Origin of the sequence: Paenibacillus sinensis (assembly GCF_019904155.1) — a bacterium.
Classification (GTDB): domain Bacteria; phylum Bacillota; class Bacilli; order Paenibacillales; family Paenibacillaceae; genus Paenibacillus_AQ; species Paenibacillus_AQ sinensis.
Genome location: NZ_JAHCMB010000239.1, coordinates 41,098 through 65,707, shown reverse-complemented (window position 1 = coordinate 65,707; position 24,610 = coordinate 41,098). Strand labels below are relative to the sequence as shown.

The following is a 24,610-nucleotide window of genomic DNA, read 5'->3' as shown; positions in this document are numbered from 1 at the left end:
AAAAAAAGAAGTGGGGTAAAAATAAAGTTTTTCTTAAGTTTGTTTATTGCGGCAGACGCACCTCAAAGACCGTACGAATCACACTGCTCTGGGCGGAAATGGTTCCTTGATGCTGCTCTACAATATTTTTGGCAATGAACAATCCGAGACCTGTGCTTCCCTCTTGATGTACCCGGGACTTGTCCCCAGTAAAAAACATATCAAACAGATGCGGCAGCTCTTCCGGCGGAATCATGTCCCCGTAATTAATCACTCGAATGACCGCTTCTCCTGCTGCTTGTTTACAGCTAATATCGACAAACTGACCGTCCTTGCCATAACGGGCCGCATTGGTCATAAGGTTCTCGAATACACGGGCCAGCAGCTCTCCGTCCCCCATAATATGCAAATTCGGAGCGATATCCAATCTGGATTCCAGATGATTGTTCTCAAACACAGGATATAACTCTTCGTTTAATTGCAGGAGAAGCTCGCTTAAGTCTATCTGGTTCTTATCAATCGTCAGCATGCCATAATTCATTCTGGTGATTTCAAATAATTCATCGATAAGCTTCTCCAGGCGCCGGGATTTGGTGTAGGCAATGGTCGTATAATGTCTCACTTGCTCTGCGGTCAATTGATCGTCCCGAAGGATAAAATCCAGATATCCCAATACCGAAGTCAGCGGCGTACGCAAGTCATGAGCCAGGTTCAAGACCAATTGCTCCTTGCTGCTCTCGGCAAAATCCCCACGCTCAACCGCTTGCTGCAGCTTCTCACTGGCCACATTCATGTCCGCCGCGATCGTCCCGAACTCGTCATTCGACGAAATATGCACACGGTTGTTAAAATCGCCATTGGCGAGGTGGTGTATCCCCGTCGATATTTCATGAAAATAGGTGGCATAAGGCTTCGTCAGCAGGTAGAAGAACAAAATCGCTAGCGGAATAAAGAAGATCAGAAAGAAATTCAAATCCCCGATACTGCGCATCATGTGACGAAATTGCGCTGCGGTATCCTCTGCCATAACCGTTGCATGGTAATAGAGTTGAAGCGCTTTATAGATCGCATAGGTGATCGCGCCCGAGAACAGCATGCTTAGGCCCAGATAGTAGATCATTTTAAACCGGAAGCTCCGCATCATCTTAGCCATTGAACGTATAACCTACTCCCCATACGGTTTTGATCCATTTGTTCTTGTCTGCATCTTCACCAAGTTTTTTCCGGAGGGTACGGACATGCACCATGACGGTATTACCGCCTTCGTAGTAAGCATCGCCCCATACTTGCCGAAAAATATTTTCTGCGCTGAATACTTTCTTGGAATGGCTCGCCAGCAAATACAGAATATCGAACTCCTTCGGAGTCAGCTCAATACCTCTGCCATACAGGAACACCGTACGCTTATCCGGATCAATGGTCAGACCGCCTGCCTCAATTACCGGATTGTTGCCTGTGTCCGGCAGGTTCAACTGCATGGAACGCCGCAGCTGAGCATTCACCCTTGCCACCAACTCCATCGGATTGAACGGTTTGGTCATATAATCATCGGCCCCGATCACAAGCCCCGTGATCTTGTCCAGGTCAGATGTTTTGGCGCTCAGGAAAATGATCGGCATCCGATGCTGCTCCCGAATTTGGCGTGTCACCTCATGTCCATCCAGTTCCGGCATCATGATATCCAGAATTGCCAAATCAATCGAATGGGATTGGACCGCACGAACAGCATCCCTCCCATTCGAGACTTTAATGAGGCGGTAGCCCTCTTTTTCCAGATGCAGCGCAATCAGATCCGCAATTTCCGTCTCATCATCAGCTATCAAAATCGTGATCTGCCTCATCCTATCCCGCTCCTGAATAAAATAACTATAACTGTCTTTGCATACAATTCTTATTCTACCCTAACAGAAGACGGTTGTCCCACGCTGCGGTCCGAACGATACGTCCCCTATTCCCTCCATCACTTCTTCATAATCGGCGCCAGCATCGCCTGCTTATCCTTGTTCCAGGTATTCCAATCATCCAGCAGCAATCCGCCTGTATCCCCGCTGTTAGGGTTCAAGCTCCAATACGTCCAATAGAGATTGTTGGCCTTAATATAGGAGACCAGCTTGCGCTGCCATTTGCCTTCCGGGGACCCCGTATCGACAGAGCGGCCGCCGAATTCTCCCACAAGCACCGGGGCAATGCCCCGCTTGCTGATATAGCCCCAGTATTGATCCCACACCGCCGGCAAATTATCCGGAAAGTTCGGGGCATTGAACCAGGATTGCTGATAGACTCCCGGCCCGTAATCATGTGCGGAATAGACAAGGCGATTCGGTACATTCAGTTTCACAGGATACTTGGCGACTCCTTGCAGATTGCCACCCCACCAGTAGTCACCGCTGGACTGTTTAACATTAGCAGAGACACCTTCAACAATAATGAGCCAATCCTTGTTTACCTTCAGTATTTCATTTCCTGCCCGCTGCGCGGCCAGCCGCCAGTCCGTCATCTTGTCATTGGTTCCCCACGACGCTCTGCCATGAGGCTCGTTATGCAGGTCTGCGCCAATCACGATTTGATTCCCCTTATAGCGCTTGGCCAGCATCACCCAATCGTCAATCCAGCGCTTCTCCGGGTAAGAGGATGTGTACCACAGTTCCGATTGGCTGCCAGCATCCGGGCGATGACGGTCCAGAATAATCTTGAAGCCGCGCTTGCCCGCTTCCTTAATGAACAGATCCATAATTTGAATCGGCGTTTTATTCTTCAAATTCGGATTCTTCGTAAAATCAATGCCGCTTACTACAGATCCCTTGTCAAACATCTGGTTGCTGTACGGAAGCCGGATCAAGTTGTATCCCATCTTCTTCGCCTGATCCAGCATCTCTTCCATGTTCCGGGTCCATAACCCATGCGGAGCATAATTTGATGTCTCAAATCCGAACCAATTCAGCCCATTCCAGGCAGCCGGCTTGCCCGAGTGATCCAGTATCTGTGAGCCTTTCGTATGGTAATAAGCTGTATTGTCAGCGGCGGCTGACTGCGGCGCGCCCAGAAACATAGTACATAAAGCGGCAACGACGATTCCCAAAGCAACATATTTTCTATGAAGGTTCATATGCGATCAGCCTGCTTCCTGTATGATTATTTCTATTTAATATCGGACAACGAAGGAGGCATGTAAAGTCACAGAGGCGGCAACTCCCAGCCAAAACTGCCCTGTTGACTTAAACTATGGTTTAAGTCGTATCCTATTCATGTCGACAATGAAATGCAAGTTATGGAGGCCTTCAAATGAAGTATTACACTATCGGCGAAGCTTCTGCCAAATTCAATATTCCGGAATCCACATTGCGCTATTATGAAAAAAAAGGGCTGCTGCCGCTGATCGAACGCGATGACGCAGGCAGACGGTTATTCTCGGAAATTCAAATGGCGCTCCTTCAAACCGTTATTTGTCTAAAGAACACGCATATGCCAATCAGCAGCATTAAGCAGTATATGAGTTGGATCATCGAGGGAGACAGCACGATTGAACGCCGGCTTGACATGATGATGAAGCACAAGCAGGCAGTGCTGGACGAGATTTCATTGATGACGGAATCCTTGCAAGGCATTGATGTCAAGATTGAACGCTATACTAAACGAATTCAGGAGGAACAATCATGAAGCTATCAGGTAACACCATTTTGCTTACCGGCGGAGGTTCCGGAATCGGACTGGCCTTTGCAGAGCGCTTTATCAAAGCCGGAAATACCGTCATTGTTAGCGGGCGGCGTGAACATGTGCTTCAGGATGCGAAAGAACAAATCCCTGGCCTCATTACCCGTGTAAGTGATTTGAATGTGGAATCCGAGCGTGTGGCCTTGTATGATTGGGTAACCGGGAACTATCCGGACGTGAATGTGCTGGTGAACAACGCAGGCATCCAGCAGCGCTACAATGTGTTAAAAGCGGATGTGAAGAACAATTGGAGTTATTTCAATAACGAGATCACAACGAACATCGAAGCGCCTTTCCATCTCTCTATACTGTTCGCGCCATATTTCGCAGCAAAAGAAACGGCGGCGATCATTAATGTGACTTCCGGGTTGGCTTTCACTCCTTTTGCGATTGCTCCGATTTATTCGGCCTCCAAGGCGGCGCTTCATTCATTTACGATGAGTCTCAGACACCAGCTTTCCGACACATCTGTGGAGGTCATTGAGGTTGCTCCCCCGGCAGTAAATACCAATTTAGGCGGCGTGGGCCTGCATAATCATGGAGAACCGCTGGATGCCTTCGCAGATGGAGTTTTCGACAAATTGGCAGAGGGCGACAATGAAATCGGGTACGGCACTTCTGCAGCCCGTTTGCGAATGTCGCGAGATGAAATCGACAAATACACCGAAAATATGTATCAAGCCACGAAAAACTTTATTGAATAAAAGAGTTCGAACCAGCAATACAGATCAGGGCGATCCTCCGCGGATGGCCCTTTTTATCTGTGGAACGATGCTGCAAAAGCTTGCAGTAAACGTCATGTTTTGGCTGACTTTAGGCAGTATATCATAGAACCTCCCGGAACTTTTGCACTATGATAGGAAAATATAGGACAAAAGGCTATGAAGAGGAGGCCCAAGTGACATGAGGAAACGAACCGCATTGATCATGGCTGTGCTGATGACCGTGATGAGTGTGATGAGCGCAATGGGGGCGATGAGCAGGAGTACCGCATTTGCGGCGACGTCTTATTTTTCACAAAATCCGGCACTGAACAGCATCTTTCAGCAAATGGAGAAGCAATTTCTGCAATATCCCAAAGATGAGGTCGTCCCCCTGGAATACTATGAACTCATAGGCGATGAAGAGGATAAGAAAGACAAAGTTACCCGCACGGTTAAGAAAATAACGGATCAGCAGAAGACAGCGGCTGCGGAGCGGAAGCTGAATGAGATCCGGGCCAACATCGAGATCAAGGAAGAGGAACTAGGCGGTTTCTCTTCGCAGGAATACAAGCTCATAGCGGATCACTTCGCCCAGCTAATGCAGATTGCCCAAGGCAGCAGCTACGGTTGGGACACGGAAGGCAAGACGGTCAGCTTCTATCTGGATGTCAATGAAGACAGGTTCTATACTTTTACAGGGCTGGTTGGCAACTTCGCCCGAATGGGCAAGGAGAAAGACCAGGTCAGCCAATCCGACCTGCTGGTCAAGGACAAGATTACGCGGTATTTGAATCAATCGATCCAGAAAGGGAACAAGGTCGGCGCGGACGTTCTGCAGGAGCTGCCGGGCGAAGTGGAGAACTTGTTCGTGGAGCAGAGTCTCTCGAAAATTGTCGCTTCCCGGGCGCTCTCAGTCATCCATGATGAAATCGTCAATCCGGAACAGACCCTGTACGACGGATCGGAATCGGTAGAAGATCTGATAGATAGCATCGCTATTGGGGTGAAATGGGCGGTTCAGGACAGAGAGACGGAGAAACAGCAGGAGTATTTCGAATATCCGGCCGATGTGCCTTCCAGTGATTACAAAGACTATATCACCAAGCAGATCGTGGATGGGGATTTGACAGAGCCGTTTACCTCCGGATTTACGAAAGCGATAACACTGGATGAGCTGGCGAAGCTGTATTTCGGGTCTGCAGAGCCGCTAAGCGACAAAATCGTTATCCAGGATTCGAGTATCGCCGCAGACAGTCCGGACTATATCAAGATGGCCTATATCTACGGCATGATTGATGACGGGCAGAACCTGAGCAAGACGCTGACCCGGCTGGAAGCAGCCAGACGATTGATCGACGGGACTATCTATGATGCAGGGTTCAACAACTGGCTGCAGATTTCGGATGCCAACAAGATTCCGGCCGCCGACCAGAATATCGTAGCCAGCTGCCTGACAGGCGGCATGAGCACCCGTATTGATAAATTCGAACCGCAGAGCAGCTATACGAAGGAAGAGGCGATTCTGGATCACAGGCTGTTCGAGTTCGGAAGTCTGCGCGGCTACAATATTCCCTACAGCCTCGGGAACGCCTCGAAAATTATCGTCGGGAAGGATACCGTTAATCTGCTGTTCGAAGACAAGGATGACATTAACGAATATCTCAACGACTATTTGGACGGCACCGTCCTGAGCAAAATCAAGCCGAATGGGAAGTACACCAAAGTGGATACCGGCGGCGCGGTAATCGAGTTCTTCACACCGGAGAACGGCGTAAAATTCACGATGAAGACGGGCGTAGCCTTTTTTGACCTAAAGGAAGGCTACTACGGTCCGGGAATGCAGTACGCGATTGAGCCGAAGGTCGTCAAAACCGGCGACAACGTGAACATGACGATGCAGCCGGATTCCATCAACCAGAAGCTGAATCCGAAGCTGGATGCGATCCTGGCCAAGATCATCAAGCCGGGTATGACGGATCAGCAGAAAGTGAAGGCGATTCATGATTATATCGTGACTCATACTACCTATGACATTAAATTACGGGACAAGCAGACAGTTGAAAGCATCCTGGTCACCCTTGACAAGGGAAAGGGCGTCTGCGGCGACTATGCGCTGTTGTTCATGTACTTGTCCAGACGGGCATCCATTCCCTGCGTCTATGAAGCCAACTTTGAGATGGAGCATGCCTGGAATTCCGTATATGTCAACGGGCAATGGCTGTTCGTCGATGCGACCTGGGATGATGACGACAGCAAGCAGATCAAATACACCTATTTCCTGAAGGACCGCTTTACATTCATGAAGGACCATGTTCCGATTATGGGCGTCCCCGAACCCAAAATGTTCAAGAATCTCGATCCGATGAACCTGAAATCGCAGGATGAGGTAAGAGCTTACCTGTTGCAGAATTTCATCTGGACGGACGGATTCAAACTGAGCTTCCGCATGGCCGACAAGACCATCAAGCCGCTCATACCGTATCTGCATGATCCCCAAGTTACGTTCAAGCTGACATATGATGCGAAGAACAATCTGTATACCGTCTCTGCAAAAGGTAAATAAGCTTCTCCGAAATCGGCAGCTGTCATCTATACACCAGTGGCCGAACAAAGCCTCCACCTAAAGCATATTTCATGATTGCGCAACACAACAAAGACCCCTTTCGCAGGGGTCTTTAACTTTTTTAAACACAGATTGGAGAATAGCGATTTAAGTCTATATTTTTTTGACTATATATGTAAAACTATGCTCGTTAACAAATGTATGGGAGGATGCAAATATGATTCCAATATGCTTTTCAGCTTATTGCACGATGATCCCCTTATTGAATGAGGTATCTGAATGGTCACTTTTAAGGAAATGGGCTCTTTCAGAAGTTTACAGAGTAAAGTTGAACACAGGTGAATCACGCATTATAAAATGGGGCGGAAGTGAGATGGCAAGGGAGGTTGAGGTGTACCAAAAATTAGTGAATCCACTGCAAATCAAAGCTCCGCACATCTTTGAATTTTTTCAACTGAAGGACAGTGGAGTGATGATCATGGAAGATGCCGGAATAAGAAATTTGGAACAACAACCGGAACCCGAGTATTTTCTTGAGGCCTCGAGGGAATTAGCAAAGCTTAGAGTGAGAGCAACAGCCAATTTAAAGAAGGTATCAAGAAAGTCCATTGAAGCATATTCAGTTTCAAAGAACGAATTTCTTCAACTGTTGGATGATACATTGAGCTCGGATGATTTAGACACAAACAGAGTGTTACTGCAAGTCAAGAGAGTATTACCTCATCATTTAGATCAGCTCTATCAAATGGTCCCTGCTTCACTGGTTCATCATGATTATCATGCAAAAAACCTTTTGATTCATAAAAATGGCATTATGCCGATTGATTGGTCCAATGCTTATTTAAGTCCGCATCTTGGTGACTTGTATTGCTTAATTAAGGAAGCACACATCTTCTGCAACCTCTCAAGAGAAGATATGATTTCAGTTTACATGGAGGCAACTAATTTACAAATTGATCATTTGAACTGGCAAGTGCGAATTGGTGGTTTATGTTGGCTGATTAAAACATTACATTGGCTTTTATTTGGCGGCATCAATATAATCCCAGGAGCAGAAGCTTGGATACCCGGTCTGCTGAATGATGTAAATAATCTATATGAGGAGTTAATAAATGATACTGCCTTGCAGAGTTAACCGGCACGTTATAATACTTCCGAAATCCCGTCCCGTCAAGAGAAATGATGCGAATAAGCGACATAGCGGGATATCCCCCCTTACGCTTTCGCAACAGGAATAAATTTCGGAGTATGAGGAGCGAGAGCGCTTTTTCCAAATTATCCGGTTCCACGTAAAATCATTACGAAAGACAGATAAGGAGGCGCTGCATGAACAGCGTGGACAAAATCAAATTTACCCTCTTATTCGGTCAAGCACCTGAGGCTAAATGCTATGGATACATGGAGCTGAATCAGGATGGCAATATGATCGCGCTCTACAATAGCTATGGCGAGGAAATAGACATGTATGGCGGGCATGAATTTATCAGGGTACGGACGCTTGGCCAATTCGATGACGAGGACCGGGATAATTTTTATGACTTGTTGGAAAGTGATGGGGTCGGGTAATCTGCAGGGCAGGCTGGCGATCGCCGTTACTTATGATAAGGTTCAGCTTAACAGGCCAATCGCCGAAAATTCACCAAAGAGCTGCATATTCCACCTATTCGTACGATTAGCCCTCAATCCCCGCCTCGATCAGCTTCCAGACCGCTTCGAACTCTGCCTTGAAATCCATACGCAGCCAATTGTCTGCATAAGCCGGCGCGGAAAAATAAGAAAACGCCAGCATAATAGCATTCAGCCGCCCAACGTCCTCAATGCCGCTCGCTGCCTTTAAGCTGCCCAACAAATCGCCGATGTGCCGAACGAGTACTGCCGGATTTCGATCGATATAGGTTGTATACAGCTTAAACATTTCAGGCTCACGCATATAAGCTTCATATTTCGATTGACTTAATACCCATAGCCATTCGTGCACGATGTCCTTCTTAGACGAGTACTTGCCCGTGTCAAATGGAAAAAGCCGCGCCAGTTCATGGTCCAGCCACGACAGCGCAAGCTCCGGTCTTTCCTACGTCACTTCACCTATTCATCCCGTCTATTCGGCTACAAAGGCGGGAGTGCATATGTTTACCGATGCGCTGCGAAACCAACTCAAGAAATCGGGGGGAAATATTCACGTTATGGAGCTTGTCCCCCCCCCCTAGTTGCGGAAACCAATCTTCAACCTGACATGCAAAGCGGCGGCAGTATACCCAATATGAGTCTGGATACGCTTGTAAAGCACGGGATTCAAGGGATGGAGAAAAACAAAAAGAGGGTCGTTCCGGGCTTCTCCAAATTTTTGCGCTTTGCAGGGAAATACTTTCCGGATACACTTTCGAATGCGATGGCACGGAGCTAAGTGGTAATCTATAGGAAAAAAAAGAGGATGTCTCTCCGCCGTTAAAGCTTTGAGACATCCTCTTGAATTATTTTGCAGGCACTAGCTGCTCGCCATACATGTATAAGACGGCTCTGTAATACGGCTCACTGTGCCGTCTGCCTTAGAAACACGTGAACGCGCTAATCCGATTCAAATCAATGCCGAAGTACGACCAGAAGAAACCGAACCATCTGAACCCTGCAATTGAATTACGCCCGACGAATACCGGGAAGAACCAGAATTGCTCGCCGTTGTTCAGCCAAATGTATGTGTTGCGGTACAGGCAGAATCTGATCCCGCCGGGGTCGATGGCAAATGTGGTGACCGGCATTTGCGGTATGAATTGCGGTGGAGGAGCCGTCGGCGCTTGAACGCCTGCCGGTGCACCCCCCGGCTGTCCCGGAGTCCCCGGAGCTCCTCCAGGAAATCCACCTCCTGGTCCCCCCGGTCCTCCTGGCACGCCAGATCCGCCCGGGAATCCCGGAACTCCTCCGCTGGTTCCCGGCATTGGAAAAAATCCCATATGTGATCGCTCCTTTCAATGAATAGGCATAATCATCATATGCATTCGCGGAGAGGGCGCTTGGGCGAATGCCCATTAAAAATCTCCACCCATCAATTCAGTGCTGTCGGTCTCCCCTCTTTTTATGCAAAATAATGTCCTTCTTCGAGATCGGCGAGCAGGCCAGGCTGCACCGGTGTCCAGCCCAGAAGCTCCCTTGTTGCCAGACTCGCCTGCGCAGTGTTGTACAGGCTTGTGATGTCGAGTGCGGCAATGGCGCCAAGAAAGCCAAAATGGGCGGCAGCTTCTTCAGATGTTATGCTGACCGCCGGCACGTTCAACTGGCGCCCGATGACTTCGGCGATCTGGCGGAGCGGAATGCCTTCATCGCCGGCGCCAAGCAGTTGTGAGCCTGCCGGTGCAGATTCCAGCGCCAGACGGTACAGCACCGCCGCATCCAGGCGATGAACCGCTGGCCAGCGGTTTGTTCCTTCGCCGATGTAGGCGGCGAACCCCTTCGCCCGGGCGATGTTGATCATCATCGGCACAAAGCCCTTATCGCCTTCGCCATGTACGGACGGTGCAAGCGAGACGATGGACGCCCGGATGTTCCGCTCTGCCATTGCGAGCACTGCCTGGTCCACAGCGGTTCCATTTGCGTGCGCCGTAGTAATGAACGGCTTCCCGGAACCTTCTAGCGCCGCTCCCATGGCCTGAACGGCCTGTAAATCCAGAGCCAACGCACCTTCAAAGTCGGAGAAGTCGTTGGTGAACGCCAGATGAATCACGCCATCCGCAGCAGCGGCGGCGCTGCGCAGCGTATCGAGATCTCCTAGCGTGCCGTACAGCGCTTCGGCTCCCGCCGCCTTTAATCCCGCGGCTTTCGCTTCAGAACGGTAAAGGCCCGTCACTGTATGGCCCACTCCGATCAGTTCCCGGACGACTGCGGAACCAACATACCCTGTTGCTCCTGTAACCAAAACATGCATACTCATTTCCTCCTTCAGTGATTGACTGCTTGAATAGCTAAAGCATAAACTATGAAGTGAACTCTAGGGCAAGCACTCCGAAGGAGAAATGATTATGAGAATTCAGGAACTGGCGGACAAGATGGGGTTAACGATCCATACGATCCGCTTTTATGAAAAGGAAGGCTTGCTGGATAACCGGCATGTCCGGCGGGAAAGCAACAATTACCGCAACTATTCGGAAGAGGCAATCGATCGGCTAAAGCTAATCAAGAAGTTCCAGTCCATAGGCTGTTCGCTGGCTGAATTAAAGGAAGCTCTGCAAGACCACGATACGAATTCGCGGACCAACCTGCAGATTATCGATTGGATTCAAGGCAAGAAAGAGGAGATCGAACGCAAGAAGCAAGAATATGACCAGATGCTGGACACCCTCAATAAGATGCTGGAGTACCGGATTTTGCTCATGAACGACCCGCAAAAAGCCGAGGAGATGCTAAGGAGTTGGCATGTCGGCACCTCTGATTGAGGTGTTTTTGAAGTTAACTTCTCCAGATCTTCGTCATTATTTCGGTCCAGGTCATCAGCTCGTTGATCCCCAAGAGCTCCAGCCGTCTGTTAGGGCAAGTTTAATTAAACTCATATTGTGCCTTGAATCACATATGCCGAGTCTATATTTTTAAACTATAGCCGCTAGTGAGGTCATGAAACATACCTGCCCCATTGGCGTTTGAATGCCCAGGAAAGGAACTTGAGGCTATGGAAATCCAGAATCGAGCATTTGATGACAGAAAATATGATTTCGATCGTTTGTGGCAGTTTTTGGTTGATGATTATGCGGTAAGACAAGAACGGTTCATTTGGACAATAGGGCGATTAGGCGATTGGAAATTTGGGATCTGGAACGAGGAAAAGTACTTTCCCAGCTTTATGAGGAAAAATGCACAACTCTGGTTTAACAACTTCAACGAATTAATCGGCTTTGTGATATCCGAGAATGGCGATAGTTACTTCAATGTTTTTGCAAGGAGAGGGTACGGGTTCCTCTATTCCGAAATGCTTCAATGGGCGATAACCAATTGGAACGACCGTAACGGGGCGTTAAGCACGGATGCACATGAAGACCATCATCTGTTGATGCAGGAGCTGGAGAAGGCAGGTTTTCGAAAAAAAGGGGGGTCAGCCATAACCGGACAGTATCATTTGAGGGAGAAAGCGGCGGAAGGTATCGTGCTCCGTGAAGAGTTTACGGTTCAGGATATGCTGGCGAACCCGGACCTCCGAGGAAAGGCAATGCTAGGAATAAATGCCTGGAGCAATGGAACTCGAACAGAAGCGCTAAACAAACTGGATTTGCTACAGTACGAGTATAACAGAGAAAGCCCGTGTTTTTCTCCCGAGTTTGATCTGTCGGTTGTGGATCAGGAGGGACGGCATCTATCTTCCTGTGTTGCCTTTGTTGATTACAAGAATAACTATGCCGAAATCGAAAAAGTCTGCACCCATACGGAATATAGAAGAAAGGGCCTGGCAGAGGCTGTTATCCGGGAGTGCTTCCATCGCTTGCATCAGCAAGGAATTGAATACGCTTATTTAACCGGCTTTGGTCCGGAAGCCCAAAACCTTTACAACAAGCTGGCCCCGGCCCAAAGTGTAAATTTGTTCAGCTATGTCTTAGGAGAGAACTAATTCTGATTTTTCTCAAATAATTTCCGGACCTGATCGGCCATAAAATCCGTGGAATGCGGCATTTGATTACGAACCCACCACTCGACAATCCCGATAAAAGCAGAAGTCATGAATTGAGCATTGATCTCATTCTCGACATCAGACTTATTGCCCTGCTTATTCAATTTATCCATAAGACTGACGGAGATAAATTGCTGCAGTCGGTCCTGGAATACAAAAGCCCTTTGATTCGAGAACATGGAAGAAAAGAACGGGAAGTGGTCCCGCAAATAATCAAAAAACGGTTTTGGCTCATGAATGAGCTCTTGATTAATTTCATCGGCATCCCCTCTCTTGCACAGCGAAATTAATTCATTAATGCGCTCTTCAATGCATTTGTCCAAGAGATCATATTTGTCCATGTAGTGTAGATAAATGGTACCACGGTTAACATTGGCGCGTTCCGCGATATCGTTAATCGTAATGGCTTCGAAATCTTTTTCCTCGAACAGCTCCAAAAAGGACTTCGTAATGGATTGCTTTGTGCGGAGAATGCGACGGTCGGTTTTTACGGCATGTTCCATTGCATTTGTTACCTCCTTAAGATCATCAACAATTCCCGGTGCACTGTTGGATATCCAACATATACGCATCAGTTAACCATTGAGTATTCGGGGCTACTATCTATAATTTTAAGCAACGGACGTCCGATATTCAACGCGTGTTATATATTTGATGGTTAGCAAAGGAGCAGTAACTCATGGAACATATTCAGAACAAAGTGGTCATTATTACAGGAGCCTCCAGCGGCATAGGAGAAGCAACTGCGAAGCTGCTTGCTCAAAACGGCGCGAAGGTCGTACTGGCTGCCAGAAGAGAAGAACGTCTGCAAGCAATTGTTGATGAAATCAGACAGGGGGGCGGTGACGCTTTTTCAGTAAAAGCGGATGTTGTTTCTGCCGAGGAAATGCAGAATTTGGCCAAATTCACCTTGAATACGCATGGCCGTATCGATGTATTAATCAACAATGCAGGCATCATGCCGAATTCCAAGCTGTCTGAGCTAAGAGTTGATGAATGGGATCAGATGATCGATGTGAATATCAAAGGCGTTCTGTATGGCATTGCAGCAGTATTGCCAACGATGCGGGAGCAGAAATCCGGCCATATCATCAGCTTATCTTCTACAGCCGGTTATCATGTGGCTCCGGCATCAGCTGTCTACTCGGCTACCAAGTTCGCCGTAAGAGCAATTTCGGAAGGGCTGCGCCTGGAAGAATCCCCGACTTCGCACATACGGTCTACCGTAATAGCTCCAGGGCTGACTACAACCGAACTGCTCGATCGCATTACCAGCCCGGAAGTACAGGCAATGGCCAGTCAAATTAAGGATATGGGTATTTCTCCATACAGCATTGCCAGAGCCATTGCTTTTGCCATTAATGAACCTGATGACACTCTGGTTAGTGAAATTATGGTTAGACCGACCGTGCTTTGAACATTGCCTCCAGTAAAATGTGCGCCTGGCACGGTTCTCCGCACTGTCTGTAACGGTAAGTTTTGGGCCATCCTTTGTGGGATGGCTTTCTCTTTTGAGACGCTTTATTTCACTGGATATAACCGCCGCTTCATATAGAAGAGCTGCAACAATCGCAAGGATGATTCCTGCAATACCGACCCATGTGATTGCGGATAAAGTTACCCTGTCGATGACGATCCCCCCAATTCCCGCACCGACCGCCATTGACAACTGCAGCATCGACTGGTTCAGGCTTAACATGATGCCCGAATACTTCGGCTCAATCCGGACCATATTAACTTGCTGTGTCGGACCGGTAGACCAGGCGGCAAACGACCACAGCACGAGCAAACCCATAATAGGCAGCCACGAATGGTTAACGGAAACGGCAACCGAGAGGAGAATAAGAGCCATGACGTGTAGAAGCAACCCCCAGGTCAATGTCGGGAACACTCCCCATCTGTCCGCGCTGAAGCCGCCAAACTTGGAGCCAATGAGACTGGCGATTCCAAAGGCTAACAAAGCTTCGCTAAGCAATCCCGGGCTCAACCCGGCAACATCGAGGAGATACGGTGAAATATACGTATAGGCGATCGAATACCCGCCTAACCAGAAGAATGTAATGGCAAGTCCTAGTGAGACATTTCCATTCTTGAGAAAGGCGAGTTGCTTGGACAAGGGAACAGGTTCGTCGCCTTTGACCCGAGGAATAGCCGCATTCAGAACGAACGCCGCAAGCAGGCTGTCCATGAATCCGCATATGAATCACCAGGAAGCATTGGAGAAGCTTTACGCCCGGACAGAGCGGATCGGTCAGAGTGTAGACATGAAGCAAATCAAAAAAATGTTCGCCAAATCGCTCAAAGCCTATCAGCGTTTCGGCTGACAGTTGGTCTAAGACCTCAAGGCTTCCTGGCTAAGAATAATTCTATTGTATCGTGTAAATCAATCTGTCCGCCGTAATGATTGATTGCTTCTATTATTTCTTGTTCAAGCAGAATCCGTTGATCCTCCTGTAGTGACCTATGGTCTGAATACGTATTAAGAAGTGAAACGTAACTATTAGCATCAAATGTTCTTGTTCGATGGTATAGCTTAAAACTTACATCAATAAAACCGTATCGCTCAATTGTATTGACCAATTCCAAACCGTTCTCTTCGCTGTGTCTGTGTGCTAATACCGGCTTTTTAAATAATGGTGCATATTTGTCATAGGCTTTCTGCATTGCAATATGAAGGTCACCTTCTCTGGCTGGAAACGGACGATTCCAAAATAGTGCTAATGCTCCGCCACTTCTCAAAAGTTGATAGACTTTGGGATATCCAATTTCGTGCGGTATCCAATGAAAAGCTGTCGCCGAGTACACTAAATCATAGTGATTATGATCAAGAACTGCACTTTCAAAATCATGATTGATCACATTGAAGTTAGCAAATTCCGAAAATTTGTCAGCCGAGAACTTAGCCAAAGATTCTCCAAGTTCGATCGCCGTAACCTTGCAGCCGGTCTCCAGAAAAGGCAATGTGGCTTGTCCTGTCCCTATACCTATTTCCAGAGCTTGCTTACTATTGTTTAAGTTTGAAAATTGAATCACATCATGAAACAGTTCTTTTACATACGTTGGGCGCATTTTGTCATAATTTAGTACATCTTCATTAAACTTCAGGCGTAAATCCATTTTCCACCTCCTTAAAGTGGTCATCCTGGAGGAACGAATGGGATATCAGCTTGCTCATGAAATCCCTAATGAACTTTAACTGTTCCTCTGAATAATCGGCCATGAACCGGGTTGCGCCCTCCAGAATGCGCTGATCCAGACGCTCGTGTATCTTATAAATTGTCTCTCCCAGCGGCGTTATCGCAAAATGCAGCTCCTTCTTATTACCTGGAATGGTCTCGAACGTAATCAAGCCGAGCTCCTCCAGACGTCTCGCCAGCTTAGAAACGGTCCCTTTCGGAATGCCGAACCGACTCGACAGCACCGTTCCATTCACCTGGTCGAACTTGCCAATCGCATCCAGCACATGAACCATCATTAATGTCATCTGCTGCATCACAGCCTTCACCTCGAGATCTGAGGTTTGCGCCAGCATCCAGGCCTTCTCCTCATCGTCCTCTTGCATTATTTTCTTCGCAAATTGCGTAAAAGTTTCGAACACTTCCCGCAACAGCAGCTCGTCGTGAGGGTGATCCATGTTTCCACGCTGCCTTTCCATGTTTGATTGCTCTTTGCTCCCAGTATAACAAACGAAGTCCAGGTCCGTAAATATTGTTTCTAAGAAACAATGTTGACTTCAACACTCCCTTGATGCTATATTGTTTCCAAGAAACAAAAAAATAATAAGGAGTGACTTACAATGAATAAAACTTCCGCATCCGCGTCAAACGAAGTGCTCGCAGCGATCATGAATCATCGCTCGATCCGCAAGTTCAAGGACGAGAAGCTGGCGCCGTTCCAGATCGAAACCATCGTTCGTGCCGCGCAGATGGCTTCGTCCTCCCGCTTCATGCAAGCCTACTCGATCATCGGCCTTACCGATCCGGCTTTGAAGCGCGAGCTCCGCGAGATCACGAAGACACCGTATATCGAAGAGAATGGACATCTGTTCATTTTCTGCGCAGACCTGAAACGATTCACGGTTATGGGCAATGAACAAGAACAGATGGACATGCGAACGATGTTGGAGAGCTCCACCGTATACCAAACAGCTGTCATCGACGCATCGCTTGCCGCACAGAACGCCGTTCTAGCCGCAGAATCGCTCGGTCTTGGCGCCGTCATTATGGGGTCAGTCAACAAGGACATTCGACGGCTTGACCAGATGCTTGCTCTGCCTGAGTATGTCGTTCCGCTCTTTGGTATAGCGGTCGGCATACCCGACCAGCAGCCCGAGATTAAGCCTCGGCTTCCGTTAGAAGCCGTTTACTTCGAGAATAGCTACGCATCCGAGAGCGAACTGCGGGAACAAATCGAGTTGTATGATCATGTCATGCAGCGCTACTACCAGACCCGCAGCGAGAACAACCGCGACGCCGGCTGGTCACGGAGTCACATCGACTTGCTCAAATTGAAAATGCCGCTCGGCAGCATGACGGAATACTTACACGGAAAGGGCTTAAACGTCATCTGAACGAGGGGGCAGCGGCGATTTCGCTCTACTTAAGATATGGCTCACCGCGATGGTTGATGGCTCAAAAAAGAAGGTGCGAAAGGGCCCGTTCATCACTGGACGCTTGTCGCACCTTCACTCAGTTGCCTAAATTAACTCGTTGAAATGGCCCTCCGAGTTCACCGTAGCCGTCCGGGGATCAGCCAGACCGATGCCTTTAAGGCCTCCCTTCCACTCATTCCGCAAGAGCGGGGGCTGGTCTTGCGGGGAAGCTGATACAAAATCAACGGAAGCGCTGCTCCCGACTTTCTGCGCGAGTTTGACCTCTAACAGTCGGATTTGTCTCTGCAGCTGCTCTCGGCGGTAAGAACTCTGCGTCTCGCCGTCCTGCGCCGCATTTACCTTGTCCAGCTCCATTATCAGCCGGTCTCGCTGCTTCTCCAGGGAACTGACATCGCTCTGTGTGCCGCCGTATGCCATAATTGCCTGAACCGAGCTAACCCCTGATACTACATGTTCCGCCATAATCTGTACCTCCCCACTCTTGGCTTCCGCTCCAAATGCAGTCTATTCAAAAGTTCTGTTCACAGTTATTACCCGGCCGTCCCCTCCATGACAACATCCCAACTGAATATCGGAAATAATCGCTTTCGTCCAAGACACATTTCCAACAGTCGCCTGGCTGCGGACCAATCCTAACGAAACGGCGAATACTGTTAAACTTGCCGCTACTTATGATAAGGCTCCCCGCGCTGTCCGTAACGGCAAGTTTTAGGGCCATCCTTTGCAGGAATGGCCCTTTCATTTTACTCATTATTAGTATTGTCTTATGACTGGTTCAATTTTATTAATCTTCTACACCAGTGGGTATGTTTTTACTCGCTACATTTGGCTTCGTGTACATCTTATTGAGTATGATCGTTTGTACGATAATGAATATACCACCAACCGCCCAATATAATGGTAACGCGGCAGGCATCGTAAAAGAAAACACACCCATCATGATCGGTGACAACAATCCGATGAAAGCCATTTGGTTATTTTGATTTTGCTGATACTGCGCTGAAACGGATTGAGACACGCGAAATTGAACGTAATACACCGCAGCGGCAATAAGCGGCAATATCATATCTGTTTTCCCCAAGCTAAACCACAGAAAATCGTGAGCTGCAATCTCTGGGGTACGACGAATGGCGTAGTAAAATGCGAGGGTGATCGGCCATTGGATAAGCATCGGTAAACACCCCATGTTTAAGGGATTAAATTGATGCTTCTGGTAGAGCTGCATCATCTCGACTTGCTGTTGTTTTTTTGCATCCGCACTGACGTCGTTCTTATACTTCTCCTTAAGTGCAGTTAACTCCGGCTGGAGGACGGCCATCTTTTCTTTCATGTCCATTTGTTTCTTGGTTTGAATCATCATGAGCGGCATGATCGCAAGTCTGATGATGAAAGTCATCATCACGATTGATAATCCGTAATCTCCGTGAAGTGCATTCGCGAAGAATTTGATCAAGATCGAAAATGGATAAATAAAATAGTGGTTAAATATCCCTGGTGAATCGGCATTAATCAAGTTTGATTGGGATGCTGTCGAACACCCGCTAAGCACAATGATCGGAATAACCCCAATCAACATGACGAGAATGGGCTTCGCCCATTTTTGGAGCAACAAAATCTTTTTCATCGTGGTCCTCCCTAATTGAAAGTATGGAATATCAATGTAGGGAAGGACCATTGTCGTCATCATCAGGCGCTTCTCTTCGTCTGACGGTACGTACTATCCACCTCTGAATGCTGCTCTGTTGCGACAGTCTGACAGCCACAAACCAAGTTGAACCGGCTGCAGCAATTTCATGATCCCAGTGTATCTCTTGTAAAGAAAAATAGGTGTATGGAAGTATCACTATGGAAGAGATGAGAGCGATAGTAAATGCCAATTGAACCAAGTCATAAAAATGCTCCAGTCAAGTTCACCTCCGCATGAGCCATATTGGAATAATTTGAATAATGATTATACGTTAGAGAAACTGTGTGGTTTCTAACCTGCCTGTTAGCTTACACATATATACAAATCCATGCCCCGCAAGGAATTCCGCAAAAAATAACTTGCCCTTTGTTAGGGTTCTCCGCGCTGTCTGTAACGGCAAGTCCGTGCACTAGTTTAGCGTAACATCCGGCTAGATATCCCCAAGAAGGGCGTCCAGCTGCTCCCAACGCTCCGCGGTGTAAATCATTTCTTTGGCAAAACGGACTGGGACTACGCTCGACGATTCGAGCGACGGTTGAATCCACCAAAACGATTCGATACACCAGACGTACTTGATTGCCCTAAAAAGCGAGCCCGGTGGCAGCGACCGCACATTACGGTAGCCTTCAATGAACGCGACCACCGCATCTTTGCGGAACCCGCGCTCGCTGAGCGTGCCGGAAAGGACAGCCCGCCCGAGGTCCAGCGCAGGAAACGAGTAGCGTGCTCGATCAAAATCAACGATGGCTGCCAGAGCGTCTCCTTCGAAAAGCAGGTTGTCTGCCCACAGATCGAGGTGGGCCCAGCCCGCAGTCAGAGGCGTAAAGTCATCATCTCCAAGTGAATCAATAATCGTCTTCTGTAATTGCATTGCGTTCCGGACACGCTTGGACGAGTTACGAGCTGCATCCCAACTTACTTACCAGTTGCGTTCCATCTCCTCGCGAGACAACCGCCAAGCCGGTTCCTCTGACGGCACTGCTGCTCCCAATCCTAATGCCGCCGCGGAATCCCAGACGACATGCATATCTGCAGCAGCTCGTCCGAGTGAGTGCATTCTATGCTCACCGATCATGCCGGCAGGCACCATAGCGCCTGGACAGCACGTCATGACAGCCATGTACCTTCCGCACGGCAGGATGTGCATGCAGTGCCCTTCCAGCGTCAACGGCTCAGGACACGGTCCTCCCGACTGATAAAAAAGAAGCTGCAGCTGCAGCGCATTTTCAATCTTGCCGCGAAACTCCGGATCATGCATCTTAAACCGTCCGGGGTGATAGCTTTTGACGAACAGCCGCCCCTTGTTCGACTCGACAATCCACTTCTCGTTCTTTAACCCACGCCTTACACGCTCGGCGGACAGCAACTCAACCGAAAAGTGCTTTTTCAGCCAGCCCGCGATTTCGTCCACTAATTGGCCCTCAGTCGTTAACGGCATCTAAAACCAGCCTTTCTACTTGACAGTTTGCATTAAATCCCATGTCTCTCAAGTGATTCCTCCTGATCCCTAACGTTTTCACATGTGCAACAATGTTGAAATGAGACTGGACCTTTTATTCTGATTCCATACGCAATAATGTCAAGAGATCATCGAAGATTCCAGGTGTTGTGAATACGACCTCTTCACCATAGAGTTCATTAGGGATGCCATCAGGCACCGCTTGTACATGGCAACTCAATGCTCCTGCCTCCCGTGCAATCAAGCCTGCGGCGGCTACATCCCATGGTGAAAGACTTTCCGTATGCGCATCTAATTTTCCGGACGCCACATAACAAATGTCTACTGTTGGTGCGGCAAAACGCCTAATGTCACGACAGTTTCTTCTGAGTCGATTCACTCTTTCAATTGCTGGTTGCACTTTTGTTGAATCATGCGGAAAACCAGTGCCAATGACAGCATCTAGTAGCGAAGTACATTTACGAATTCGTAAACGCTCACCATTGCAATAGGAGCCTTCCCCTTTAATCCCAACATAAGTACAGTTCAAATCTGGCGCATATACTGCTCCTACCAGCACTACACCATCAAGGGCAAAAGCCAATGAAACGCCGTAATGCGGTAGGTTCCGAGCAAAATTAACTGTTCCATCTAAGGGATCTATCACCCAAACTGGACCGTCAAACTTGAAATTATCCCAGTTGTGTACTCCATTTTCCTCCGAAAGGATTCGATGACCTTGAAATTTACCCATTATGGCTTCTTGAATGATTCTTTCCGATAACAAATCAGCGGATGTCACAAGTTCACCCGAATCCTTGTAATTGACTTCAATTTTTACCCGACTGCGCAATTCGGAAATTCTGTCACCCGCTTCTGTTATAGTCTGTTCTGCAAACACCGCTAATTCTCGAAGGTCGTACTTCATTTCGTTCCCATTCCTCCTTAAAGTGCGTAATCGGATTGAGCATTTCTGCCCCTTAACCGCTTCAAGCAAATTTTCAGACATATATTATATTCGTGACCCAGTACCACGGCCCCCTTTAAGGGGGCATTTTCTTTTCGACAACGATTACCTAGCCTCATGCTTCGCAAGCAATCTTGCCCGTCTCCCACCAAAAAAACTTGCCCCTACTTATGATACGGCTCCCCGCATCACTCTCACCCTAACGCCTAAATGATAAAGGCATCTCGCAGGAGGCCCCAGACAACACACAAAGCCCTGGTTATCCCAGAGCTTTGTCCAATTCAGTGAAGCCACAGCTTGTGCACTCGGGGTTACGCCATCAAGCTCTCCCCTTTATTTTCTAATACCGCGCTGCTATACTTCACGGATCGATAGCGTATCCGAGATATGGGTTGCCGGGTTGCCGTCCACCAACACCAGGTCCGCCCTTGTCCCTTCCACGATACGTCCGCGGTCATCCAGGTTAAAGCGGCGGGCCGTCTTCGAAGTCGCTGACTGAAGGGCTTCACAGGCGTGAATCCCGCTTTTACCAATTTTTCAGATGATAGAATGTATTCGTTATCAAAGGAGGTCCCTGCGAATTGACGCGTGTTGCGTATCACGATATTGTGGAGAGGGCGACGGAGCTTGGCCTTCTCTTTCCTCCGGACAAGATCCTTAAAGGGTTCCCGACCATTAACGATAAAAAAAGAACTTCATCATGCCCTTCAGCCTCCTTTCTGATAAACATCAAATATTATATATAATATTCGACGTCCTGATACTATTGACAATCTAATTATCGCCCTGCCGCTAACACGACAAAAGATGCCAAATGATAGCAGGGGAACAATAAAAAATCGAGGTGTAATACATGCAAATACGAAAGTTAAATACGCACGAATTCCCGCCATTTGAATTATTACTATTAGCAGATCCTTCACAGAAGCTTGTTGAGGAATATCTCCGAAGAGGACATTGTTATATCGCCTCACTGAATGATCAAATCATAGGAGTCTATGTTTTACTGTTAACAAGACCCGATACAGTTGAATTAGTAAATGTAGCAATTAATGAACAGAATCATGGCAGAGGGTTTGGAAAACAGTTGGTGAAACATGCAATACAAATTGCAAGGGAACTAGGAGCCAAAACAATTGAAGTCGGTACTGGAAATTCAAGTGTTGGGCAGCTTGCCCTTTATCAGAAATGCGGCTTTAGAATAACTGGAGTAGACAGAGACTTTTTTATTAGACATTACGATGAAGAGATATTTGAAAATGGTATACAAGTTATAGACATGATACGACTGTCACAAGATTTATAATGGAACGATATTCTGATACAGGTGGTTCGAGAACTTACTTTCTAACACCCCGCTGCCATACCTCACGGATCGATAGCGTATCCGAGATATGGGTTGTCGGGTCGCCGTCCACCAACACCAGGTCCGCCCTTGCCCCTTCCACGATACGTCCGCGATCATCCAGGCCAAAGCGGCGAGCCGTCTTCGAAGTCGCAGATTGAAGAGCCTCTACAGGCGTGAACCCCGCTTCCACCAATAGCTGCATCTCATGATGCACACTGGCGCCATGGGCAAGCCCTCCCAACGATGGAACCGGCACGGATACATCCGTTCCCACCAGGATGTCTACGCCTGCACGGTGAAGGTCCATCACATTCCGATAATTGTCTTTCATGCTGCCTTGCGGGTAGGTATTGAAGCTGGCATTAAGGGTATCCATCCATTCAGGGCTCAGCTTGGAGCTCACACGCGGATCTTGTGCCAGCTCCGACGCAGGATTTCCGATAATCGAGGAATTCAGGACGAGACATGGCGTAACAAAAGCACCTTCGTCCGCAATCATTTTCACCAGGCCCGCAGTGGCTTCCGGCCGGTCAATGAATAAATGCGCGAGACCGTCGACCCCGACTTCGATCGCTTGTCTGGAGGATTCGGCAGTCAATACATGGGCTATCGCAAGCTTGTGATGCCGATGCGCTTCCTCGACAGCCGCTCTATAAATCTCTTGACCGAAGACAGGCAGGCCGGGTGCCGCCAACACAGTCCCTTCTTCGATCATAATCTTGATGTAGTCGGCGCCCTGGCTGACTTGCTCGTTAACGAATGCCTTGGCTTCATCGCGGTTCGCAAGCGCGGGCGCTTCTCCATGATCATGCGCATGAGCAGCCATCAAGGCATTGCGGTCTTCCTCGCTCATCTTCTCCAGTTCCTTCAGCACGAACTCCGGAATTTCCCCGTCCCCGGGCATGAGTTCATCGGGATGCCCGCCGGGAGGCGTGACCCCCATCCCGGCAGAACGCACATCGGCGATATCCTCGATTCCTTGCAGCTGCGCCTCCCGGCCACTTTTCGTGAACCCGCCCATCATTTCCAGCTCGGTCGTAACACCGAATCTCAGCGCGTCGCGCAATCCCTCTACGGATGTGTGAACATGAGCATCGATCAGACCCGGCAGCAAAGTTCCTCCCTTCGCATCAATAATCGCCGCATGCTCAGGGATTTCACCGCCAATCGAAATGATCTGTTCGCCTTCGAGCAGAACGGTTGAGGCCCCGATTACTTGTTCCCCGTCAAAAATTCGCGCATTTGTAATTGCTGTAACCATTGCGTGTTCCTCCTTAACAAACTTATTCGCCTTTATAGATCGAACTATAACAATTAGAATTCTAACTGTCAATATATAAACTGAAATAGTGCTAACAATATGCGTTTGACAATTAGGCGTTGGAACATTAAGATAGCCTCATAGTTAGAATTCTAATTATAGAAAGGGAATCAGGCGCACGATGACAGAACATGATCCGCACACCCCCTACTCGTACTTGATCCGTTCCATCGGAATGAAAATCAGAAACATGTCCAACATCCGATTGTCAGAACTGGGATTGAATGCTCAGCAGGGGCAGATGATGGGCTACATTTTTGAACATCAGGACAAAGGCGTGATCCAGAAGGATTTGGCCGAACATTTCGGCCGCAAGGGAGCCACCATCACCAGCATGCTTCAGGGGTTGGAGAAAAAGGGGTACATCAAGCGGGTGATTCCGAAGGATAACGAGCGGCAGAAGAAAATATACTTGTTGAAAAAAGGAACCGATCTCGTCGAAGAATTCAACGAAATCTTCATGGAAGTAGAAAAAAGCATTACCCAAGGCCTTACCGAAGCAGAAAGCGAGACCTTCATGAAACTATTAATCAAAGTAAAAGAGACCATGTAGCCAGGTATCGGATTCTTCCGATCCGGGAGACTCTTTTACCAAGAAGAAGACTCACCCCAATTGCACACAAGTGGAGCAAGCCT

Annotated in this window: 29 protein-coding genes and 1 pseudogene; 13 read left to right on the top strand and 17 right to left on the bottom strand. The window is 48.2% G+C overall.

What is annotated here, in order from left to right; all coding sequences use genetic code 11:
* Positions 1–43: 43 nt before the first annotated feature.
* The 3 genes from KIH86_RS28335 to KIH86_RS28325 all read right to left on the bottom strand — a co-directional run bounded on the left by KIH86_RS28335 (position 44) and on the right by KIH86_RS28325 (position 3,028).
* Complete coding sequence (locus tag KIH86_RS28335) at positions 44–1,132, bottom strand: HAMP domain-containing sensor histidine kinase (protein WP_223083160.1); 1,089 nt, start codon at positions 1,130–1,132, stop codon at positions 44–46.
* A complete protein-coding gene (locus tag KIH86_RS28330; RefSeq protein ID WP_223083161.1) occupies positions 1,125–1,820 on the bottom strand; it encodes a response regulator transcription factor in 696 nt (231 codons plus the stop codon). The genes KIH86_RS28335 and KIH86_RS28330 overlap by 8 nt, the downstream gene beginning before the upstream one ends.
* A gap of 119 nt (positions 1,821–1,939) precedes the next feature.
* Positions 1,940–3,028 (bottom strand): glycoside hydrolase family 5 protein, encoded by a 1,089-nt coding sequence (locus KIH86_RS28325; protein ID WP_407672374.1) that lies wholly within the window; start codon positions 3,026–3,028, stop codon positions 1,940–1,942.
* A gap of 233 nt (positions 3,029–3,261) precedes the next feature.
* Here KIH86_RS28325 and KIH86_RS28320 point away from each other — a divergent pair, with 233 nt between their 5' ends.
* The 5 genes from KIH86_RS28320 (at position 3,262) to KIH86_RS28300 (ending at position 8,523) form a co-directional block, all read left to right on the top strand.
* Complete coding sequence (locus tag KIH86_RS28320; protein ID WP_223083163.1) at positions 3,262–3,636, top strand: MerR family transcriptional regulator; 375 nt, start codon at positions 3,262–3,264, stop codon at positions 3,634–3,636.
* Entirely contained in the window at positions 3,633–4,394 is a 762-nt protein-coding gene (locus tag KIH86_RS28315) for an SDR family oxidoreductase (protein WP_223083164.1), read from the top strand. The genes KIH86_RS28320 and KIH86_RS28315 overlap by 4 nt, the downstream gene beginning before the upstream one ends.
* A gap of 199 nt (positions 4,395–4,593) precedes the next feature.
* Positions 4,594–6,957 (top strand): transglutaminase domain-containing protein, encoded by a 2,364-nt coding sequence (locus KIH86_RS28310; protein WP_223083165.1) that lies wholly within the window; start codon positions 4,594–4,596, stop codon positions 6,955–6,957.
* Positions 6,958–7,174: 217 nt separating this feature from the next.
* Positions 7,175–8,092 carry a phosphotransferase gene (locus KIH86_RS28305; RefSeq protein ID WP_223083166.1) on the top strand — a complete coding sequence of 306 codons (918 nt, stop codon included), beginning with the start codon at positions 7,175–7,177 and terminating at the stop codon, positions 8,090–8,092.
* 191 nt (positions 8,093–8,283) lie between these two features.
* A complete protein-coding gene (locus KIH86_RS28300) occupies positions 8,284–8,523 on the top strand; it encodes a hypothetical protein (RefSeq protein ID WP_223083167.1) in 240 nt (79 codons plus the stop codon).
* 106 nt (positions 8,524–8,629) lie between these two features.
* On the opposite strand, the gene KIH86_RS29730 is transcribed toward KIH86_RS28300, so the two are convergent.
* Positions 8,630–8,935, bottom strand: a complete 306-nt coding sequence (locus KIH86_RS29730; RefSeq protein WP_268964270.1) for a hypothetical protein — start codon at positions 8,933–8,935, stop codon at positions 8,630–8,632.
* A 1-nt stretch (position 8,936) separates the two neighbouring features.
* Between KIH86_RS29730 and KIH86_RS29725 the strand changes: the two genes are divergently transcribed.
* Positions 8,937–9,164, top strand: a complete 228-nt coding sequence (locus tag KIH86_RS29725; protein WP_235775647.1) for an SDR family NAD(P)-dependent oxidoreductase — start codon at positions 8,937–8,939, stop codon at positions 9,162–9,164.
* A 339-nt stretch (positions 9,165–9,503) separates the two neighbouring features.
* Here the strand turns inward: KIH86_RS29725 and KIH86_RS28285 are convergent, their stop codons facing one another.
* Together KIH86_RS28285 and KIH86_RS28280 are read right to left on the bottom strand one after the other, a co-directional pair.
* The gene (locus KIH86_RS28285; RefSeq protein WP_223083168.1) at positions 9,504–9,905 is read right to left on the bottom strand and encodes a collagen-like protein; all 402 of its coding nucleotides are present in this window, start codon (positions 9,903–9,905) and stop codon (positions 9,504–9,506) included.
* Between the two features lie 122 nt (positions 9,906–10,027).
* Positions 10,028–10,873 carry an SDR family oxidoreductase gene (locus tag KIH86_RS28280; RefSeq protein ID WP_223083169.1) on the bottom strand — a complete coding sequence of 282 codons (846 nt, stop codon included), beginning with the start codon at positions 10,871–10,873 and terminating at the stop codon, positions 10,028–10,030.
* A 94-nt stretch (positions 10,874–10,967) separates the two neighbouring features.
* Here KIH86_RS28280 and KIH86_RS28275 point away from each other — a divergent pair, with 94 nt between their 5' ends.
* Together KIH86_RS28275 and KIH86_RS28270 are read left to right on the top strand one after the other, a co-directional pair.
* Positions 10,968–11,381 carry a MerR family transcriptional regulator gene (locus KIH86_RS28275; RefSeq protein ID WP_223083170.1) on the top strand — a complete coding sequence of 138 codons (414 nt, stop codon included), beginning with the start codon at positions 10,968–10,970 and terminating at the stop codon, positions 11,379–11,381.
* Positions 11,382–11,611: 230 nt separating this feature from the next.
* Positions 11,612–12,541 (top strand): GNAT family N-acetyltransferase, encoded by a 930-nt coding sequence (locus KIH86_RS28270; protein ID WP_223083171.1) that lies wholly within the window; start codon positions 11,612–11,614, stop codon positions 12,539–12,541.
* On the opposite strand, the gene KIH86_RS28265 is transcribed toward KIH86_RS28270, so the two are convergent.
* On the bottom strand, positions 12,538–13,104 hold the full coding sequence (locus tag KIH86_RS28265) for a TetR/AcrR family transcriptional regulator (protein ID WP_223083172.1): 567 nt from the start codon (positions 13,102–13,104) through the stop codon (positions 12,538–12,540). The genes KIH86_RS28270 and KIH86_RS28265 overlap by 4 nt on opposite strands.
* Before the next feature lie 176 nt (positions 13,105–13,280).
* Here KIH86_RS28265 and KIH86_RS28260 point away from each other — a divergent pair, with 176 nt between their 5' ends.
* Positions 13,281–14,018, top strand: a complete 738-nt coding sequence (locus tag KIH86_RS28260; RefSeq protein ID WP_223083173.1) for an SDR family oxidoreductase — start codon at positions 13,281–13,283, stop codon at positions 14,016–14,018.
* Positions 14,019–14,153: 135 nt separating this feature from the next.
* Here KIH86_RS28260 and KIH86_RS28255 read toward each other — a convergent pair.
* A pseudogene (locus tag KIH86_RS28255) lies at positions 14,154–14,780 on the bottom strand (MFS transporter); the annotation flags it as partial.
* On the opposite strand from KIH86_RS28255, the gene KIH86_RS28250 reads away from it, so the two are divergent.
* Positions 14,710–14,925, top strand: a complete 216-nt coding sequence (locus KIH86_RS28250) for a hypothetical protein (protein WP_223083306.1) — start codon at positions 14,710–14,712, stop codon at positions 14,923–14,925. The pseudogene KIH86_RS28255 and the gene KIH86_RS28250 sit on opposite strands and share 71 nt — an antisense overlap.
* Before the next feature lie 16 nt (positions 14,926–14,941).
* Here KIH86_RS28250 and KIH86_RS28245 read toward each other — a convergent pair whose 3' ends face one another.
* Together KIH86_RS28245 and KIH86_RS28240 are read right to left on the bottom strand one after the other, a co-directional pair.
* A complete protein-coding gene (locus tag KIH86_RS28245) occupies positions 14,942–15,718 on the bottom strand; it encodes a class I SAM-dependent methyltransferase (protein WP_223083174.1) in 777 nt (258 codons plus the stop codon).
* Positions 15,696–16,235: a MarR family transcriptional regulator gene (locus KIH86_RS28240; RefSeq protein WP_223110784.1), complete on the bottom strand. Its 540-nt coding sequence runs from the start codon at positions 16,233–16,235 to the stop codon at positions 15,696–15,698. Before KIH86_RS28240 ends, KIH86_RS28245 begins: the two co-directional genes overlap by 23 nt.
* 162 nt (positions 16,236–16,397) lie before the next feature.
* Here KIH86_RS28240 and KIH86_RS28235 point away from each other — a divergent pair, with 162 nt between their 5' ends.
* Complete coding sequence (locus KIH86_RS28235; protein ID WP_223083176.1) at positions 16,398–17,171, top strand: NADPH-dependent oxidoreductase; 774 nt, start codon at positions 16,398–16,400, stop codon at positions 17,169–17,171.
* 126 nt (positions 17,172–17,297) lie between these two features.
* Here the strand turns inward: KIH86_RS28235 and KIH86_RS28230 are convergent, their stop codons facing one another.
* From KIH86_RS28230 to KIH86_RS29720, 6 genes are all read right to left on the bottom strand, one after another.
* Entirely contained in the window at positions 17,298–17,675 is a 378-nt protein-coding gene (locus tag KIH86_RS28230; RefSeq protein WP_223083177.1) for a hypothetical protein, read from the bottom strand.
* A gap of 322 nt (positions 17,676–17,997) precedes the next feature.
* Positions 17,998–18,837: a membrane protein insertase YidC gene (gene yidC, locus KIH86_RS28225; RefSeq protein ID WP_223083178.1), complete on the bottom strand. Its 840-nt coding sequence runs from the start codon at positions 18,835–18,837 to the stop codon at positions 17,998–18,000.
* Positions 18,838–19,330: 493 nt separating this feature from the next.
* Positions 19,331–19,771 carry a phosphotransferase gene (locus tag KIH86_RS28220; protein ID WP_223083179.1) on the bottom strand — a complete coding sequence of 147 codons (441 nt, stop codon included), beginning with the start codon at positions 19,769–19,771 and terminating at the stop codon, positions 19,331–19,333.
* A 48-nt stretch (positions 19,772–19,819) separates the two neighbouring features.
* Positions 19,820–20,311 (bottom strand): phosphotransferase, encoded by a 492-nt coding sequence (locus KIH86_RS28215; RefSeq protein ID WP_223083180.1) that lies wholly within the window; start codon positions 20,309–20,311, stop codon positions 19,820–19,822.
* 142 nt (positions 20,312–20,453) lie between these two features.
* A complete protein-coding gene (locus KIH86_RS28210) occupies positions 20,454–21,266 on the bottom strand; it encodes an inositol monophosphatase family protein (protein ID WP_223083181.1) in 813 nt (270 codons plus the stop codon).
* A 393-nt stretch (positions 21,267–21,659) separates the two neighbouring features.
* A complete protein-coding gene (locus tag KIH86_RS29720) occupies positions 21,660–21,767 on the bottom strand; it encodes a hypothetical protein (protein ID WP_235775668.1) in 108 nt (35 codons plus the stop codon).
* A 391-nt stretch (positions 21,768–22,158) separates the two neighbouring features.
* Between KIH86_RS29720 and KIH86_RS28200 the strand changes: the two genes are divergently transcribed.
* Entirely contained in the window at positions 22,159–22,611 is a 453-nt protein-coding gene (locus KIH86_RS28200; RefSeq protein ID WP_223083182.1) for a GNAT family N-acetyltransferase, read from the top strand.
* A gap of 34 nt (positions 22,612–22,645) precedes the next feature.
* Here KIH86_RS28200 and KIH86_RS28195 read toward each other — a convergent pair whose 3' ends face one another.
* On the bottom strand, positions 22,646–23,914 hold the full coding sequence (locus tag KIH86_RS28195) for an amidohydrolase family protein (RefSeq protein WP_223083183.1): 1,269 nt from the start codon (positions 23,912–23,914) through the stop codon (positions 22,646–22,648).
* Positions 23,915–24,095: 181 nt separating this feature from the next.
* On the opposite strand from KIH86_RS28195, the gene KIH86_RS28190 reads away from it, so the two are divergent.
* Positions 24,096–24,527 (top strand): MarR family winged helix-turn-helix transcriptional regulator, encoded by a 432-nt coding sequence (locus KIH86_RS28190; RefSeq protein WP_223083184.1) that lies wholly within the window; start codon positions 24,096–24,098, stop codon positions 24,525–24,527.
* The last annotated feature ends 83 nt before the right edge of the window (positions 24,528–24,610 follow it).